At 41.5% G+C, this 15,251-nt stretch carries 15 protein-coding genes; 3 read left to right on the top strand and 12 right to left on the bottom strand.

Translation table 11 applies throughout. The annotated features are described in order from the left end of the window. Window positions 1-185: 185 nt before the first annotated feature. The 3 genes from gyrA to sfsA all read right to left on the bottom strand — a co-directional run bounded on the left by gyrA (window position 186) and on the right by sfsA (window position 4,301). Window positions 186-2,663, bottom strand: a complete 2,478-nt coding sequence (gyrA, locus tag EO124_RS07865; RefSeq protein WP_127059059.1) for a DNA gyrase subunit A — start codon at window positions 2,661-2,663, stop codon at window positions 186-188. A gap of 133 nt (window positions 2,664-2,796) precedes the next feature. Next, window positions 2,797-3,117 (bottom strand): YnfA family protein, encoded by a 321-nt coding sequence (locus EO124_RS07860; protein WP_206512556.1) that lies wholly within the window; start codon window positions 3,115-3,117, stop codon window positions 2,797-2,799. 20 nt (window positions 3,118-3,137) lie between these two features. Next, the gene (sfsA, locus tag EO124_RS07855; protein WP_127059057.1) at window positions 3,138-4,301 is read right to left on the bottom strand and encodes a DNA/RNA nuclease SfsA; all 1,164 of its coding nucleotides are present in this window, start codon (window positions 4,299-4,301) and stop codon (window positions 3,138-3,140) included. Window positions 4,302-4,643: 342 nt separating this feature from the next. Here sfsA and EO124_RS07850 point away from each other — a divergent pair, with 342 nt between their 5' ends. The 3 genes from EO124_RS07850 to EO124_RS07840 all read left to right on the top strand — a co-directional run bounded on the left by EO124_RS07850 (window position 4,644) and on the right by EO124_RS07840 (window position 6,808). After that, window positions 4,644-5,639, top strand: a complete 996-nt coding sequence (locus EO124_RS07850) for a DUF1858 domain-containing protein (protein ID WP_127059056.1) — start codon at window positions 4,644-4,646, stop codon at window positions 5,637-5,639. Between the two features lie 2 nt (window positions 5,640-5,641). After that, window positions 5,642-6,304, top strand: coding sequence for a hypothetical protein (locus EO124_RS07845; protein WP_127059055.1), 663 nt, complete (start codon window positions 5,642-5,644; stop codon window positions 6,302-6,304). Window positions 6,305-6,520: 216 nt separating this feature from the next. Continuing rightward, window positions 6,521-6,808 (top strand): cupin domain-containing protein, encoded by a 288-nt coding sequence (locus tag EO124_RS07840; RefSeq protein ID WP_127059054.1) that lies wholly within the window; start codon window positions 6,521-6,523, stop codon window positions 6,806-6,808. 177 nt (window positions 6,809-6,985) lie between these two features. Here the strand turns inward: EO124_RS07840 and EO124_RS07835 are convergent, their stop codons facing one another. From EO124_RS07835 to EO124_RS07795, 9 genes are all read right to left on the bottom strand, one after another. Continuing rightward, window positions 6,986-7,435 carry an OmpH/Skp family outer membrane protein gene (locus tag EO124_RS07835; protein ID WP_127059053.1) on the bottom strand — a complete coding sequence of 150 codons (450 nt, stop codon included), beginning with the start codon at window positions 7,433-7,435 and terminating at the stop codon, window positions 6,986-6,988. A gap of 234 nt (window positions 7,436-7,669) precedes the next feature. Next, window positions 7,670-8,044 (bottom strand): GerW family sporulation protein, encoded by a 375-nt coding sequence (locus EO124_RS07830; RefSeq protein ID WP_021840419.1) that lies wholly within the window; start codon window positions 8,042-8,044, stop codon window positions 7,670-7,672. A gap of 61 nt (window positions 8,045-8,105) precedes the next feature. Then, the gene (locus EO124_RS07825) at window positions 8,106-9,218 is read right to left on the bottom strand and encodes a hypothetical protein (RefSeq protein ID WP_127059052.1); all 1,113 of its coding nucleotides are present in this window, start codon (window positions 9,216-9,218) and stop codon (window positions 8,106-8,108) included. A 155-nt stretch (window positions 9,219-9,373) separates the two neighbouring features. Continuing rightward, window positions 9,374-9,952 (bottom strand): cob(I)yrinic acid a,c-diamide adenosyltransferase, encoded by a 579-nt coding sequence (locus EO124_RS07820; protein ID WP_127059051.1) that lies wholly within the window; start codon window positions 9,950-9,952, stop codon window positions 9,374-9,376. Between the two features lie 341 nt (window positions 9,953-10,293). Further along, entirely contained in the window at window positions 10,294-11,292 is a 999-nt protein-coding gene (locus tag EO124_RS07815; RefSeq protein ID WP_127059050.1) for a M23 family metallopeptidase, read from the bottom strand. A 73-nt stretch (window positions 11,293-11,365) separates the two neighbouring features. Further along, the gene (locus EO124_RS07810; protein WP_127059049.1) at window positions 11,366-11,887 is read right to left on the bottom strand and encodes a DUF4446 family protein; all 522 of its coding nucleotides are present in this window, start codon (window positions 11,885-11,887) and stop codon (window positions 11,366-11,368) included. Window positions 11,888-12,096: 209 nt separating this feature from the next. After that, complete coding sequence (gene hydF / locus EO124_RS07805) at window positions 12,097-13,314, bottom strand: [FeFe] hydrogenase H-cluster maturation GTPase HydF (protein ID WP_127059048.1); 1,218 nt, start codon at window positions 13,312-13,314, stop codon at window positions 12,097-12,099. 77 nt (window positions 13,315-13,391) lie between these two features. Beyond that, entirely contained in the window at window positions 13,392-14,387 is a 996-nt protein-coding gene (locus EO124_RS07800; RefSeq protein ID WP_127059047.1) for a ParB/RepB/Spo0J family partition protein, read from the bottom strand. Then, complete coding sequence (locus tag EO124_RS07795) at window positions 14,380-15,141, bottom strand: ParA family protein (protein ID WP_127059046.1); 762 nt, start codon at window positions 15,139-15,141, stop codon at window positions 14,380-14,382. The genes EO124_RS07800 and EO124_RS07795 overlap by 8 nt, the downstream gene beginning before the upstream one ends. Window positions 15,142-15,251: the final 110 nt, after the last annotated feature.

The following is a 15,251-nucleotide window of genomic DNA, read 5'->3' as shown; positions in this document are numbered from 1 at the left end:
CAGCGTTAATAAAATCCTATAAGATTAGGGTATTCAGGTTAGGGATATAGAACCTAAAAATTGCACAGCATTATTTTATTGGCATTGAATCTATATTACAGACTGATGACTAGTAAGAAATCATCAAAAAAAGCGGATTGAAGATTAATCTTCAATCCGCTTTTTTAGTTTTTATCAGCTACCACTTAGAACAAGCTGTCTTCTTCCGAATCCAATTCGTCTTTAGCAATAATAGCTACGGAAGCTACTTTATCTTCACCATCAAGGTTTTGCAATTTCACACCGGAAATAGCTTTGCCTTTTTTAATGGCAATGTCTTTCATGTCAAAACGAATAATCTTACCCTGCTCGGAAATAAGCATTACTTCGTCGCTATCGGTTACGATACCAACAGCTACGACATCACCGGTTTTGTCGGTAATGCGGAAGTTTTTCGTTCCCTTGCCGCCACGTTTCTGAAGTGAGTAAGCATCTTCGCTATTTCGTTTACCATACCCTTCTTCACTGATAGTGAATACCTGACAAGCTTCGCCCGATTCGGTAATCACACCGGCACCGACTACATCATCACCGGCATTAAGTTTAATGCCGCGAACGCCCTGAGCGGAACGTTTCATGAGACGCACGTCTTCTTCATTGAAACGAATAGCCATACCTTTACGAGTGCCGAGAAGAACATCCTGATTGCCTGCTGTGAGGCATACCGCAATAAGGCGGTCATCATCAGCCAAGGAGATAGCATTCAAGCCACTGCGACGAATATTTTGGTATTCTTCAATGGACGTACGTTTTACCACGCCTTGTTTTGTTACCATTAACAAATTAAGATCGTGATTTACAGTTTCCATATCAATCATAGTCGTCACGGCTTCACCCACATTGAGTGGCAACACGTTGATAATCGCTGTACCGCGCGAATTGCGACTCGATGCTTCCGGTACTTCGTAACCTTTCAAACGATATACACGGCCTGCGGTAGTGAAGAACAAGAGCGTATTGTGAGTACGAACATGAGAAATCTGTACCACATAATCGTCTTCTTTAGTCTTCATACCTACAACGCCTACACCGCCTTTATGCTGGTTGCGATATACATTGGCATTCATGCGTTTGATATAGCCCTGACGAGTCAAGGTAATAACCATTTCTTCATCGGCAATCAAATCTTCCACATCAAGTTCCGATGTATCGATTGTAATTTCACTACGACGTTTGTCGCCGTATTTCTGTTTCATTTCGGTCAATTCGTCTTTGATGATACCCCGTTGACGGTCTTCGCTAGCCAAAATAGCTTTCAAATCAGCAATAAGGATTTCCAACTGTTTGTATTCGTCTTCAATCTTTTCACGTTCCAAACCGGTCAAACGACGTAAACGCATATCCAAGATGGCAACGGCTTGTTTTTCAGTTAAGCCGAATTTCTGCATCAATGCGTTCTTCGCGATTTCATCCGTATCCGACGCACGAATTGTGGCGATAACTTCATCAATATGATCGAGGGCAATAAGCAAGCCTTCTAAAATGTGAGCGCGAGCTTCCGCTTTGGCCAATTCGAACTGCGTACGACGTACGATAACGCCTAAACGGTGATTCAAATAGTGGGTAAGTACTTCTTTTAACGTAAGTACTCGCGGATGACCATCAACCAAGGCAAGCATAATCACACCGAAGGTGTCTTGCAATTGGGTGTGTTTATATAATTTGTTAAGAACAATATCCGGCTGTACATCAGCGCGAAGTTCTACGACGATGCGCATACCGCGACGGTCACTTTCATCACGAAGCGCGGTAATACCGTCAATAACCTTGTCACGGCTCAATTCGGCAATACTTTCAATAACACGGGCTTTATTAACCTGGTATGGAATTTCCGTTACCACGATACGGTGTTTGCCCTTGTTCATTTCTTCAATCGTCGCACGTGCACGCATCTTAATGCTGCCACGGCCGGTGCTGTAAGCTTTTTTAATACCGTCACGACCAAGAATTAACGCCCCTGTCGGGAAGTCAGGCCCTTTAATGGCTTTCATCAAATCGTTTACATCCACATCAGGATTGTCGATAAGCATAATTAAGCCATCCGCTACTTCATTCAAGTTGTGCGGCGGAATATTGGTCGCCATACCAACGGCGATACCGGCGGAACCGTTAATTAACAAGTTCGGAATTTTTGCCGGCAATACAGTCGGTTCTTGTAAAGACTCGTCATAGTTCGGCATGAAATCAACGGTATCTTTGTCGATATCTGCGAGCATTTCCGTAGTAATACGAGCCATACGAACTTCCGTATAACGCATAGCTGCTGCCGAGTCACCGTCGATGGAACCGAAGTTACCATGACCATCTACCAAGAGGTAGCGCGTATTAAAATCCTGTGCCAAACGCACGGTCGCATCATATACGGAACTATCCCCGTGTGGATGATATTTACCAAGTACGTCCCCGACGATACGGGCCGATTTCTTATATGGCTTATTCGGAGTCATGCCGGTTTCATGCATAGCGTACAAAATACGACGATGCACCGGTTTAAGACCATCCCGAACATCCGGTAAGGCACGCATAACGATTACACTCATGGCATAATCGATATAGGAGCTCTTCATTTCTTTATCAATCTGGACGGGCTCAATTTTCCCGTGACTCCAGGTCGTTTCCTCCACAGTCTCACCTCATTTAATAATAACTAATCGTACATTTCAAGCGCTTCATTTAATTTATTAGCAACTTATATTATAGCATTTTTAGCGGTTTTATGCTACTTTTAACCGCATCAACAAGGGATTTTTACCGTATTTAACGAGGATAATACATAATAATTAATACCCCCACGAGAGCAATGGCGCCGCCTACTAAATCCGCCATATCCGGCACCACTTTATCTACCTGCCAGCCCCATAATATGGACAAAACAATAAAAATACCACCATAGGCCGCATAGACACGGCCGAAAGATGCCTCCTGTAAGGTAGGTATGATACCGTATAAAAAGAGAACGATAGCACCGGCTACTAAGTACCACGGCCCTTTACCTTCTTTTAAGGCAAGCCATACCAGATAGCCCCCACCGATTTCAAAAAGGCCCGCCAAGATAAAATAAAATAAGGATTTAGCTATTTCCATCAGAGTATCCTTCCTTATTTACTACGATTCATTACATCATCAAGTCGGTTCATGCGAAAATCTTCTATCATGAGCATAAAGGGCTCATTATGAATCGGATTATAGGTCGTACCAAACAGATGGCTTTCACAATCACAATCGCTTGAGCCAAAACCCGGCACAGCCCATGAGTCTAACTGCTTCATAGCCCTTGCCAATTCACATTCCAAATCGTCACTGCTCCGAATCGGCAAGGTGGCAATCATCTCGCAATGAGACCGGAAATAATCGAGATGCCAATGCATCTTTTTGCGTTTCCGTTTATGACGCTCCAAACGCTTCGTAAGATTGGCTTTAGCGGAGCCCACATAGGTATAATACCCCTCATCAAAATGAAGGATTCCCTTACTACCGATTTCCAAATCCATAGCGGTGGGCAAATGTAACACCACCAGATAATCGCCGCGGTCTTGTGCTTCTTGCTGAAGCAGTTCCGCATCAAAACGGCATTCACGGATTACCTCCGGCATGGTAAATTCTTCCGTCCAACGCAGTGCCACCGCCTTCCAATCGAGATCTCCGGCTACTTCCCCGAAAGTTTGGGCAAACGCCAAATCCGTATGATAGTCCGGTAAAAACCAACGAGCTCGTTCCCACTGTACTAAGAACAAGACCCCCGTATGATACCCTTCACTTTTAAGGGCCTGTAGATGCAGTAGATGTTTGCGTCCTCGCTCCGTTATGGCATCAGGGAACATGGCCCCTTCACGACTGAACAAGGTGCAGGATTTTACTTCTAGCAAAAAAGACTCACCGTCATCATTGGTTAATAACAAATCGAAGCGGCTATTGCCTACCGTGTACTCGCGGCGCACTACGGACCATTCTTCCCAACCGGGAATTTGTTTCGTCGAAATTAAATACTCCGCCACATCATTACTGTAATTAGTATCCAGCATAATCGGCACACCATCTCGTTCAATGCCGATAACCCGGTACTGCGTTTTAGCATCTTTTTTCGGATGATGGACTATGTAGAATTTAACACCGGGGTATAATAACTCCCACATGCGCCCCGGATTCGGCAAATGGGCCGGCAATAATTCACCATTTAAATGATCCATAGCCAGATGAACCACAAAGCGATTCGGCCGTTCTACAAATCGTCCTGTTAATACCTTTTCATATAATTGTTTCATGGCCTACCTCAATTAATTCACCAAAATTCCTTTTTTTAATTTATACAACTAAAAGGCTGTTACAAAATCTTCTAGAATAGCTTTTACAAAAGCAATTACAAAACCTGTCATTACAAAATTGCAATAACGAATCATTCTTCTAATATATCTAAAAAAATAAAAATGTAGCACCGGCTACATACATTTCAAGTAAAATGTCCTATAATGAACAATGTAAACACGCTTCATACCGTGTACTAAACGATATGAAGCGGTAATTTTAATAAAACACTACCTTCTTTATTATACGTAGAACTTTTGCACTCGTAAAGAAGTGCCGTCAAGGGAAAGAACGATGACATTATGGCTCAAGTAGCAGGTAACTTACAAAGAATTCGCAACGGTCAACGCCGTTATGCAATCACACCACGCATTCCAGGTGGTTTCGTACAACCAACTATGCTTCAAAAATTTATTGATGTAGCCAACACATTTAAGGCTACCCTCAAAATTACCGGTGCGCAACGCATCATGATTACTAATTTAAAAGCGGAAGATGTTGATAAAGCTTGGGAGATGCTGGGTATGGCACCGGCTTACTCCACATCTAATCGCGTACGCAGCGTAAAGATTTGTCCGGGCACCACGTTCTGTAAACGCGCTAAGCAAGACAGCGTAAGTCTCGGCATGAAATTAGATAAATTATATATCTCTCAGGAAATGCCTTCCAAGATGAAATTTGGCGTATCCGGTTGTCCAAACTCTTGCTCCGAATCTATTACTAAAGATATCGGCGTAATCGGTACCGCAGACGGCTGGCAAGTATATGCAGGCGGTAGTGCCGGGGCACATCCTCGTTTTGCCGACCTCATTGCCGAAGTCGCAACCGAACAAGAAGTATTAGCATTGGTAGACCGCATGGTTACTTTCTACAAAGAAAATGCTCATATTGAACGCATGGGCGCCTTCATCGATCGCATTGGTCTCGACGCTTTCAAAGAAGCTGTATTAGGCGATATCGAAGCAGCAGACGCAACCAAATCAGCCGCAGCCACCGCTACAATAAGTGCCGCTACCGCTGCTGATGTAAATGCTACCGAACCTTCCGTAAAATTACCGGGTATGGGTAACAATGCTACGCAAGGTTTACAAATGGGTGAACCTATTACTGAAAACTCCATCATTCGTGAAATCATCGAAGTATATCCAAACACAATTCCGGCTCTTCAGGAAATCGGCATGGGCTGTCTCGGCTGTCCGTCTGCTACGTCCGAACCATTATGGCAGGCCGCTTCCATTCACGGCTTTGATGTTAATGACCTCGTAACTCGTTTAAATAATCTTTGTAAAGGAGCATAACCATGTCAGCATTCTTAGGTCACATTCATTTTTGGTTGTATAAAAAAATTCGCCTCGTTATCGAGCGTGAAGATTTAATTTATAAAGAAGCACAGAAATCCTTAGGCGATTTAGCTGATGAACTTCATTTCGTTACGGTTGACCTCTACGGTAAACCAATTCCGGCGGATCGTAATCTTGAAATGATTATCGACCACAGCAATATTCACGGTTGGTTACAAAATCAGATTGAAATTGCTACGGTCCGTGAAGCTAACTTCATCAAAGACTTGCTCGACTGCGGTGGCGAAGATGCGGAAGAAGCCATTTTGACAGCCTTCGTAACCCAAGGTGCCGCTTGTGGGAAAGTAGCGGCCGACGAGCTTAATAAGGGTGAACATACGCCACAGGAAATCTATCAGATTATGCAAAACTACTATTTAAACGGCATGCCTTGTGACGGTGGCGATACGGTTCTCGCTGATACAGCTGATGAATACGTATGGGAAGGTAGCCACGCTAATCAAAAAGCCAACTGGGCCAAAGCAGGCGTCGATCAGACATTCATGATGGCTGCCTACCAGGCTTGGTTCCAAGGTTTCGTGAGCGCTGCGGATCCTAAGTTCAAGTTCACCGTAGAGTTAATTGACGGCGAATTCCCGCAATACAAAATCGTTCGCGCTTAAGTAACATTTCAAGTCCGGCTATTTTATACAGCCGACTCCCGGCTGATAGTTAAATCAGCTAAAAATTGTACGCCCTACCATCAACAATATATGTATATAACTTGCCGTCAGCTGACCATTGCACTTTATAACTAATTTACCTTTCCCTTATAGTCTAAAGGCAACGTACTGTCGGCAAGTTTTTTTCTTACAATTATTTCCAAAGGAGGTTTTCTCATGGTTGGTACTGAAAAAAACGAATTGGGCTTATTATTCCAAGGTCCTAATTTTGTAGTTGTAAAAAAAGGCGGCAAAGCCGGTGAAAACGTAGAAAATCACAATCATCCGGAAGCCAATGTAGTCTTTACCGTAGTTAAAGGTAAAGTAGCGGTTCAACTGAATCAGGAAGAAGAACATGTGTTAACTCCTGGTACGGTTTTACAGTTTAACGGTGACAACTTCATTCAAGCAACCCTCGTAGAAGACAGCGAATTTATTGTTACCTTAGTGCACAAACCGGAATAAAAAATAGCGACATATCCCTATTACGCAGATATATCGCCGTTAACACAATATTTATATGCACTAACCCTTATTCTATAGCCTCATAAAAGTAAAAGCGAGCCAAGGTCATCCTTGACTCGCTTTTTTTAATGAGGGCCTACTGTCATATGACAGTCCCTAACTAATGAAGTTACTTGCTTATTTCAACAAAGCAATTACATCGTCAGTTACGTTTTCAGCAGTAGAATTTGGTTCAATACTTACGATAACTGTAGGGTTAGCTACGATGAAAGGTAAGTTTTTCTGAGCACGTACCTGATCCAATTTTTCTTGGATTTTAGAATCAACCGGTGCGAAGATTTTGTTCATTTCTTCGTTGTATTTCTGAGCTACCGGAGCATATTTTTTATCGATAGCTTCCTGTTTAGCTTTTTCGTCTTTGATTGCGTTAATTTCATTTTCCAATTTCTGAAGTTTTGGAGCGTATTCCTGTTCAACTTTCTGAGCTTGCATTTGAATAGCACCGTAACCAGGATATGCCTGCATTACCTGAGCCATATTAACTACGCCAACATTAGCTGCGCTGGCAGCACCTAAACCAATTGTTCCAATAACTGCTAAAGCAGCAAGATTCTTTTTAAAATTCATGTCCCAAAGACCTCCTTACAAAACTAGAGCCTATTATGTAGCCCTATATTTACTATAGTAACAGAAATATAGAGAAACTACAATATCTAAAAAAATTAATTTAATATTCAATATTTATTTTTGTCATGTATTTATCATACCGATTGATAATGAATATCAAATGAATTATCACTAAAACCAATCATATACTCTAAACAGCCCCTTAATAAAGAGGCTGTCTGACGAGATACTATTTTATTTTTCATCATTTTCGTTGATATAAATATATTGGTCCTTTTTTAACTTGGAGATAATTTCAGGAACCATACCGATAAGGCGATCAAAACCACTATATTTAGCGGAACCTTTAATATTGAATAATTCTACTCGTTCGCCTTTGATAACTAGAATAGCAGTCGGTTCCATTTTAGCACCGCCGCCGGCACCACCGCAGTCAGCTTTACCGGCACCACCGGTACCGAAACCCATGGTTACATCTACAAATGGAACGAGCGTAGCATCGCCGATTTGAATCGCTTCGCCTACTACAGTTTCCACTTTAATCATATCTTTGAATTTTTCAAAAATAGGTTGTAAATTCTCTTTAACAAAGGTGCATTTATTTTCCATGAGGATCCTCCTTAACGCATGTGTACTTCACACCGATAATATTTAGTATAGTAGCACCGCATTACGCAGCTGCTTTATCTTTTGTTTCTGATTTTTTAGCTTTGTTATTTTTGTCTGTAGCCTGTTTATTGTCAGACTCTTTAGCTTCCGCTTCTTTTTTAGCTTTTTGCGCTTTGCGATAACGCAAGGCAAATTTCACCGCATCAATTAAAAGGTCTCGTACCGGTTTAGATACAGCAAACAAGGTGCCGTAAAAAGCAAGTACGCCCGGACTGATACGACCATGCACATCTAAGCTGCCTTCAAAAGCAGGCTCAACGAAGCTAAGTTCTACATTAGTCATTTTTTCAGGCCAAATCGAATATAAGGCAGATGCAGTCAACCCCATTTGATATGGGTTACCTGTACCGAATGTGCCTTCGATTTCAAAGTGACGCGGTTTCGAATGATTGTAACAACGCTTGGTAAAAAGTAACAATTTCTCATATAAGGCACCGTTGGTTACATGTTTAACCCACCACCATTTATGAGGATCTTTTGCTTTTTCTTCGCCCTTCGCGTCTTCATCAGCTTGCTGGCTGTCAGTGTCAGCTTTATAGGCCTCATTGGCTTTTTCAGCTTGGCGTGTTGCCTTAGCGGCTGCCGCTTCATTTTGAGCTCGCAATTCACTTGGTGATATAGTACCTTCCACTTCACCCGTAGTCGGGTTCGTCATGATAATGCGATCACCGCTTTTTTCAGTGACTTCTGCCACTGTTTCTACCGGTTTACCATCAGCATCAAAGCGTACACTTTTAATCACCGTCTTAGGTGTAGTGTCTTCTTCGCCTTCTTCCTGTTGCATCCGCGTTTTTTCCAACTCTTCTTCATAGACCTTGGATTCATCAGGTTCAGCCGTCTCTTCCGCTACGCGGCGGGACAACCAATCTTCATAATCACGGACATCGCCCAGTTTTGCTTTGCGCAAAATATAAACTTCTTTGAAAAAAGGCTTACCTTGCTCATAGGCAAAGTGAATGCAAAACATTTTGCCCCACCATTGAACGAATAAACGCGCTTTATACGGTTTACGGCCTACTAATTCAACAGCATATGTAATGGGGTTAAAAATAGCGACTATAATCAGAACAAAAATAACCAGTAGCACTATGGCTAGCCAGGTCACAGGCAACACCTACCCTCCTATAGTAACGTCTTGCGGTTTTCTCTATATCCGCCGCCCTTTCAGCTCCCTGAATAAGGCATTCTTATAAATATTCTCCATATAGAGCGAAAATTCCTCTATTTTAGAAATTTTAATTTAATACATTCTATCTAAATTTATTATGGTTAGTTTTCAATGCCGGCTCTGGCTAAAACACCTTTTGTATAATAATGTTTTACCTCTTCCATAGAAGTAACCAAATCAGCTGCATCAACGAGCCAATCAGGAGCGCCACGACCGGTAAAAATCAATTCAGTCTTCGGTGAACGATGTGCCAATAAATCTTCTGTGTCTTCGCGACTGATAAGTCCGAAAAACAAGGCCATTACATATTCATCAAGGACTACCACATCATATTCGCCGGAGCTTACAGCTTCTTTAGCTCGTTCCATGCCTTTAGCTATAAGTGTTACATAATCAGCCGGGGGTTTACCAACCGGAAATACAACAACTTCATCACCCCAACGAGCCAATTCTTCTTTGGTTTTGACTCCTTCTTGGATGATAAAAAAAGGCTTACCTACCGTTTCTAAGGTTAAATTCGGTAAGGTCGGTAAAATTTTATGTTCACTATAAACCTTTGATTTCATGAACTGCAAAAACAATACTTTTTTGCCTGCTCCCAGGGCACGAATCGCCAACCCTATAGCAGCAGTCGTTTTACCTTTGCCATCGCCCGTATAGACTTGCACATACGTATCCATGATGGACCTCCTTTACACATTTGTATATTATCATTTTACCACATCTAAACCGCTAACGTTATATAAAAACTGTATACATTCAAAAATCTTTTAAATTTTTTTATCAAAAAGGCTATAACAACTCAAATATGCCATTATGAAACAAGAAAATTCTAATAATTTTCCTAAACATAAGCCATTCTATGAGTGTTATAGCCTTTAGTTTTTATGATAACTTATTCAATTTTCGTATAGGATTTAAATCCGTTATTTTACGAACAACGCCCCGACTCTTGTTGCCACATTCTAATCGGCAACAAGGTTACTGAATCGGCAAAAATGTTACTAAATTGGCATGAATGTTACTGAATCGGCAAGAATAACAACGGATCTACGGCTACGCCGTTAATATCCACTTCATAGTGAACATGGCTCCCCGTACTCTTACCGGTACTACCCATTAAAGCAATCGTGTCCCCCTGTTTTACCTGCATACCTGCATGAACAAGTAAAACGGAGTTATGACCGTAACGTGTTACAAAACCATTGCCGTGATCGATTTCTACCAAATTACCGTAACCGCCCGATGTTGCATCGGCAAAAGTAACCGTGCCCGCTGCAGTAGCAATAATCGGTGTACCATAGTCATTGGCTATATCAAGCCCTTCATGGGTTGCCGAACCACCGTAAACAGGATCGATACGGGTCCCGAAATTGGACGTAATAACCCCTTTAGCCGGCCAAATAGACGGCATAGTCGATGTGTTCCCCGGATTATTGGCAGCAAATGCTACCGATTGTAAATCACGAATATTCTGGCCTGCTCCGTCACGTAAAATGTTACGCAACATATAAAACGAAGCCATACGCTGCTGTGCCAAGCGATCAAGGCGTGATAATTTTGCCGACAAGCTTGTTACGGATGTTCCGGAACTACTCGCGGCATTGGCCGTAGCGCTATCAGAATCAGTTTTAGCAGCACCGCCAGGCTCCTCTTTATCGCCGGAAGCGGCCTTTGGTGTCTGTGCTTCGCCACCACCTTGCGGTATAGTGCCTGTTTCGGAGCCCTTAACCATTTGGCGAATTTCTTTATCCAACTGGTCCAACGATTCCATTTTTTTATCTAAAATCTCAGTTTTTTGTTGCAATAACTTTAATTGTTCTGTCTGTAATTGTGTTTGTTGTCGCAATTGCATAACTTCAGCCTGACGCGTAATGCCCCAGATGCCGAAGCCTAAAGTAACAACCAATAACAATACGAAACCGGTCAAAACCCAGCGCCATTGTTGTTTCGTTATTTGCAACGTATACGAATCGCCCTGACTTTGCACATGCTGTGCCAAAAAGTCCGGAATTTTCATATATTGCCCCAACTCCTTCTTTTTACTACAATCCTTACATCATTAAATTTGTTGTAACAAGATGTATGCTATCTTATTTTACTACTGAAGCGCTGATAAGAGCTTCTTCATTGCTCTTAGTTCCCAACGCTTCCTGCAAGCTTTCCATTTCTTCCTGAGAAAGACTGGCAAGACTTTTACCATTAACAATAGGTTTACTGAAAATACGAGATTCACTGCGCCCATATACACTGGAAATACAAATCCCGTTGTTATTACCATCTAATAAAGTTACAGAGAACGATAAGTCATTTCCTATATTTTCAAAGGCATTGTATTTAACAAAACCAATTTTTTGAAATGTATTGTGCTGTGTGGCCTGAATTGCTTCCTGCTGCTGGAATAAACTTTCAATTGATTCCGCCGCATCACGCAATTCTTTGACTTCTACAGATAATTTACGCTCTAAACTACTGCCATTTTCACCGCGCATAAAATAATCATATCGCTTACTTAAAGAATTAATTTTACTTTGCAATACGAGGCAATAGAGAAATAATACAATGAGTAATAAACCGCCGGCAATGGCGATCCAAAGTTGCATATTTTCTAACATGATATGCCTTTCTATCTAAAATTATACGAATATAATGAATTTAATATTAAATTACAGCCTATTTCATCGATAACATGAAATAGTATGGCTATAATACGATGTTTTTTCCTTTTAAGGAACCCATAATTCAACCTGATTATATCTCATAGCTGAACTTCTATTATATCACAAATAGGTGACTATTGTTATATTTAAATGCCTCAGCTTGTTTATAACTCCGAAGCAAAAGGACTAAGTGCACGGTCTAGTATACCATGTAATGACGCAATTAGCACACCATAATTTACGATAGGGACCCCTTGTTGTTCTGATACGTCCAAGCGGCGCAATACTTCACGGCGCGTCAACATACAGGCTCCGCAGTGAATAATCAAATCGAAGTCCTTTACATTTTCCGGGAATGCACCACCGCTAGTCCATTGTAAATCTAAATTTTCATACCCTGCCTGCTTTAACCAGCGCGGAATTTTAACCGTACCGATATCATCACATTGACGATGATGGGTACAGCCTTCACTAATGAGAACCTTAGCCCCCGGTTTTAAGTTTTTAACAGCTTTAACGCCCGCTGCCAATGTTTTTAAATTACCTTTAAATCGAGCCATCAGAATAGAAAAAGATGTGAGCGGAATATCATCCGGTACCTGCTGAGCCACGGCATCAAAGGCCTGCGAATCGGTGATTACCATTTTGGGCTTTACCCCCAATTTAGCAAGAGCCGCCGAAACTTCTTCCGTTTGCACTACAAGGCCCATACCATGAGCATCCAATATTTCACGAATCATCTGCACTTGCGGCAAAATAATACGCCCTTTTGGTGCGGCCTCATCGATTGGACACACCAAAAGAATAACATCATGTGGTTCTACCAAACCAGACAATAAAGATTGCTCATCCTCACCGTCTTTTGGTTTCATGGAACCTAATTTTTCTAAAATAACCCGCTGTTTATCATTTTTCAATAAGTCAGCGCCAATATAAGACAAGTTCAAATCACTCAATACGGCTCCGGCTTGTGCCATATAAGAATCAGCCGTATTACCGGCCACTTCATTCAAAATAAGTAACGTATTTACATTTTGACGTTGCAACAAACCAAGCCATTCCATGTCCGCTGCTGTCGGTGCCGCATCGGTTTTCAAAACATACACGGCCAAATTCATGCGCGGCAATAATTCTTTTGTCTTATTAATACGCAACGGTCCTAACTCCGACGTATCGTCAACGCCAGCCGTATCGGTAATAACAACCGGACCTAATGGCAAAATTTCCATGGCTTTGCTCACCGGATCGGTAGTTGTACCGGCTACTTCAGAAACCAATGCAATTGGCTGTCCCGTTAACATGTTAATTAAGGTAGATTTACCTGCATTACAGCGGCCGAAAAATCCGATATGTACACGATTCGCTTTTGGTGTTTGTTCCATACTTGTCATAGCTTCTTACTTACCTGCCTTTAATATAACGTAAACCGCTTCAGCCGTCTGAAAAAACGGATTGCCGGTTAAACGTGAAATGAAATGGAAGCCGATTCATCAGCATCAGCTTCAGTCTGTGCAGGGGAAGCTCCCTCAACTTCACCCATACCTTGGGCCTCTATATAATCTATGAGATAGTTTAACTCCTCTTCACTACGGAAGGCTATCTCCATTTTCCCTTGTACCTTATTACCTGCTTTAACTTTAATATCTACGGGCATGCCGAGACTCACTTTTAAGCGGTCCATAATAGCCCGTAATTCAGCTGTTTGCTGAGTGTTCTTTCTTGCTTTGGCCTGTTTACCATAGGTACCGTCAAGCATTTGCTTAACCAGTGTTTCCACCTGGCGGGCCGTTAATTCTTTTTCTTTAATAAGCTTTAATGCTTCTTTTTGTAATTCTTTATTTTTTAAACTCAATAGAGGTCTGGCTTGACCAATAGAAATATCGCCAAGGGATAATTCTGTAAGAATAAAATCCGGTAGTTGCAGTAGGCGTACCATATTAGCTACATGAGAACGACTGCGTCCCAAACGAGTAGCAATAGCCTCTTGCGTCTTCTTAAACGTATCCATAAGGCGCTTATAAGCATAAGCCTCTTCTACAGGATCCAAATCTTGGCGCTGTAAATTCTCTACTAAGGCTATTTCCGTAATCTGTTCCATACTATAGTCTTTAATTACTACCGGTATGGTCGTAAGTTCCGCCAATTGGGCAGCTCGCCAACGGCGTTCGCCGGCCACTATTTGATATTTATCATCCATTTTACAAACTACGATGGGTTGAATCACACCGTACTGACGAATTGATTCTACCAATGTTGCCATTTCATCTTCTAAAAAATGACGTCGCGGCTGATTTGGATTTGGTTCGATTTCTATTAGCGGTAATTCAATAATTCCCGTTTTATCCGCTTCATCAATAACAGCTGTGGCCACTGATGCAGTTTTCGGCTCATCTTGCGGCAGCAAGGAAAGAACACCTCTGCCGAGACCACCTTTTTTCTTACTGTCTCTAGGCATTTTTGATGACCTCCTTGGCTAATTTCATATACACTTCGGCACCCTTGGATTTTGGATCATAAATAATAATCGGTTCACCATAGCTAGGAGCCTCACTTAAACGTACATTTCGAGGAATGATAGTCTTATACACTTTAGTGGTAAAGAATTTTTTAACTTCATCCGCCACTTGAATCGACAAATTGGTCCGACCATCAAACATGGTTAATAATACACCTTCAACTTCAAGTTTTTCATTCAGGGATTTTTTAACCAAGTTAACGGTATTAATCAATTGACTAACCCCTTCCAATGCATAGAATTCACTTTGAATTGGAATCAATACACCGTCAGCGGCCGTCAGAGCATTGAGTGTGAGCAAATCGAGTGATGGCGGACAATCAATGAAAATAAAATCATAGTCATCTTTTACTTCTTTTAACGCCTTTTTCAAAATATGCTCGCGCTTTGGTAAATTTACCAATTCAACACCGGCACCTGCCAAATCTATGGATGCAGGTGCGATTTTTAATTTTTTAAGAGCTGTTGGCACAATAACATCATTCATCGTCATGCCATTGATTAAAACATCATAAATGCAAAGCTCTAAATTATCTTTATCAATGCCAAGTCCGCTTGAGGCATTTCCCTGTGGATCCATATCAATAAGCAGCACTTTTTTGCCTAATTTCGCAATGCAAGCACTTAAATTAACCGACGTGGTAGTCTTGCCGACTCCACCTTTTTGATTTGTTATGGCTATTACTTTTCCCACAGGCTCACCTCATTTTCTTAATACAAATACACAAAAATATTATACCATACTCCCCGAATAAAAACTTGTAAAATAGGTTAATTTAATCATTTTTTAAAAATTGTTTCACG

The organism is Veillonella ratti (assembly GCF_003992115.1).
Lineage (GTDB): Bacteria > Bacillota > Negativicutes > Veillonellales > Veillonellaceae > Veillonella_A > Veillonella_A ratti.
Note: the sequence above shows the minus strand (reverse complement) of the source record. Positions and strands in the feature narration are given on the sequence as shown.

Bases quoted from the DNA above. Each gene is read 5' to 3' on its own strand.
- EO124_RS07845 (WP_127059055.1), top strand. From the start codon at position 5,642: ATGTCAGCATTCTTAGGTCACATTCATTTTTGGTTGTATAAAAAAATT.
- EO124_RS07850 (WP_127059056.1), top strand. From the start codon at position 4,644: ATGGCTCAAGTAGCAGGTAACTTACAAAGAATTCGCAACGGTCAACGC.
- EO124_RS07810 (WP_127059049.1), bottom strand. From the start codon at position 11,887: ATGTTAGAAAATATGCAACTTTGGATCGCCATTGCCGGCGGTTTATTA.
- EO124_RS07815 (WP_127059050.1), bottom strand. From the start codon at position 11,292: ATGAAAATTCCGGACTTTTTGGCACAGCATGTGCAAAGTCAGGGCGAT.
- EO124_RS07830 (WP_021840419.1), bottom strand. From the start codon at position 8,044: ATGGAAAATAAATGCACCTTTGTTAAAGAGAATTTACAACCTATTTTT.
- sfsA (WP_127059057.1), bottom strand. From the start codon at position 4,301: ATGAAACAATTATATGAAAAGGTATTAACAGGACGATTTGTAGAACGG.
- EO124_RS07800 (WP_127059047.1), bottom strand. From the start codon at position 14,387: ATGCCTAGAGACAGTAAGAAAAAAGGTGGTCTCGGCAGAGGTGTTCTT.
- EO124_RS07840 (WP_127059054.1), top strand. From the start codon at position 6,521: ATGGTTGGTACTGAAAAAAACGAATTGGGCTTATTATTCCAAGGTCCT.
- EO124_RS07835 (WP_127059053.1), bottom strand. From the start codon at position 7,435: ATGAATTTTAAAAAGAATCTTGCTGCTTTAGCAGTTATTGGAACAATT.
- hydF (WP_127059048.1), bottom strand. From the start codon at position 13,314: ATGGAACAAACACCAAAAGCGAATCGTGTACATATCGGATTTTTCGGC.
- EO124_RS07820 (WP_127059051.1), bottom strand. From the start codon at position 9,952: ATGGATACGTATGTGCAAGTCTATACGGGCGATGGCAAAGGTAAAACG.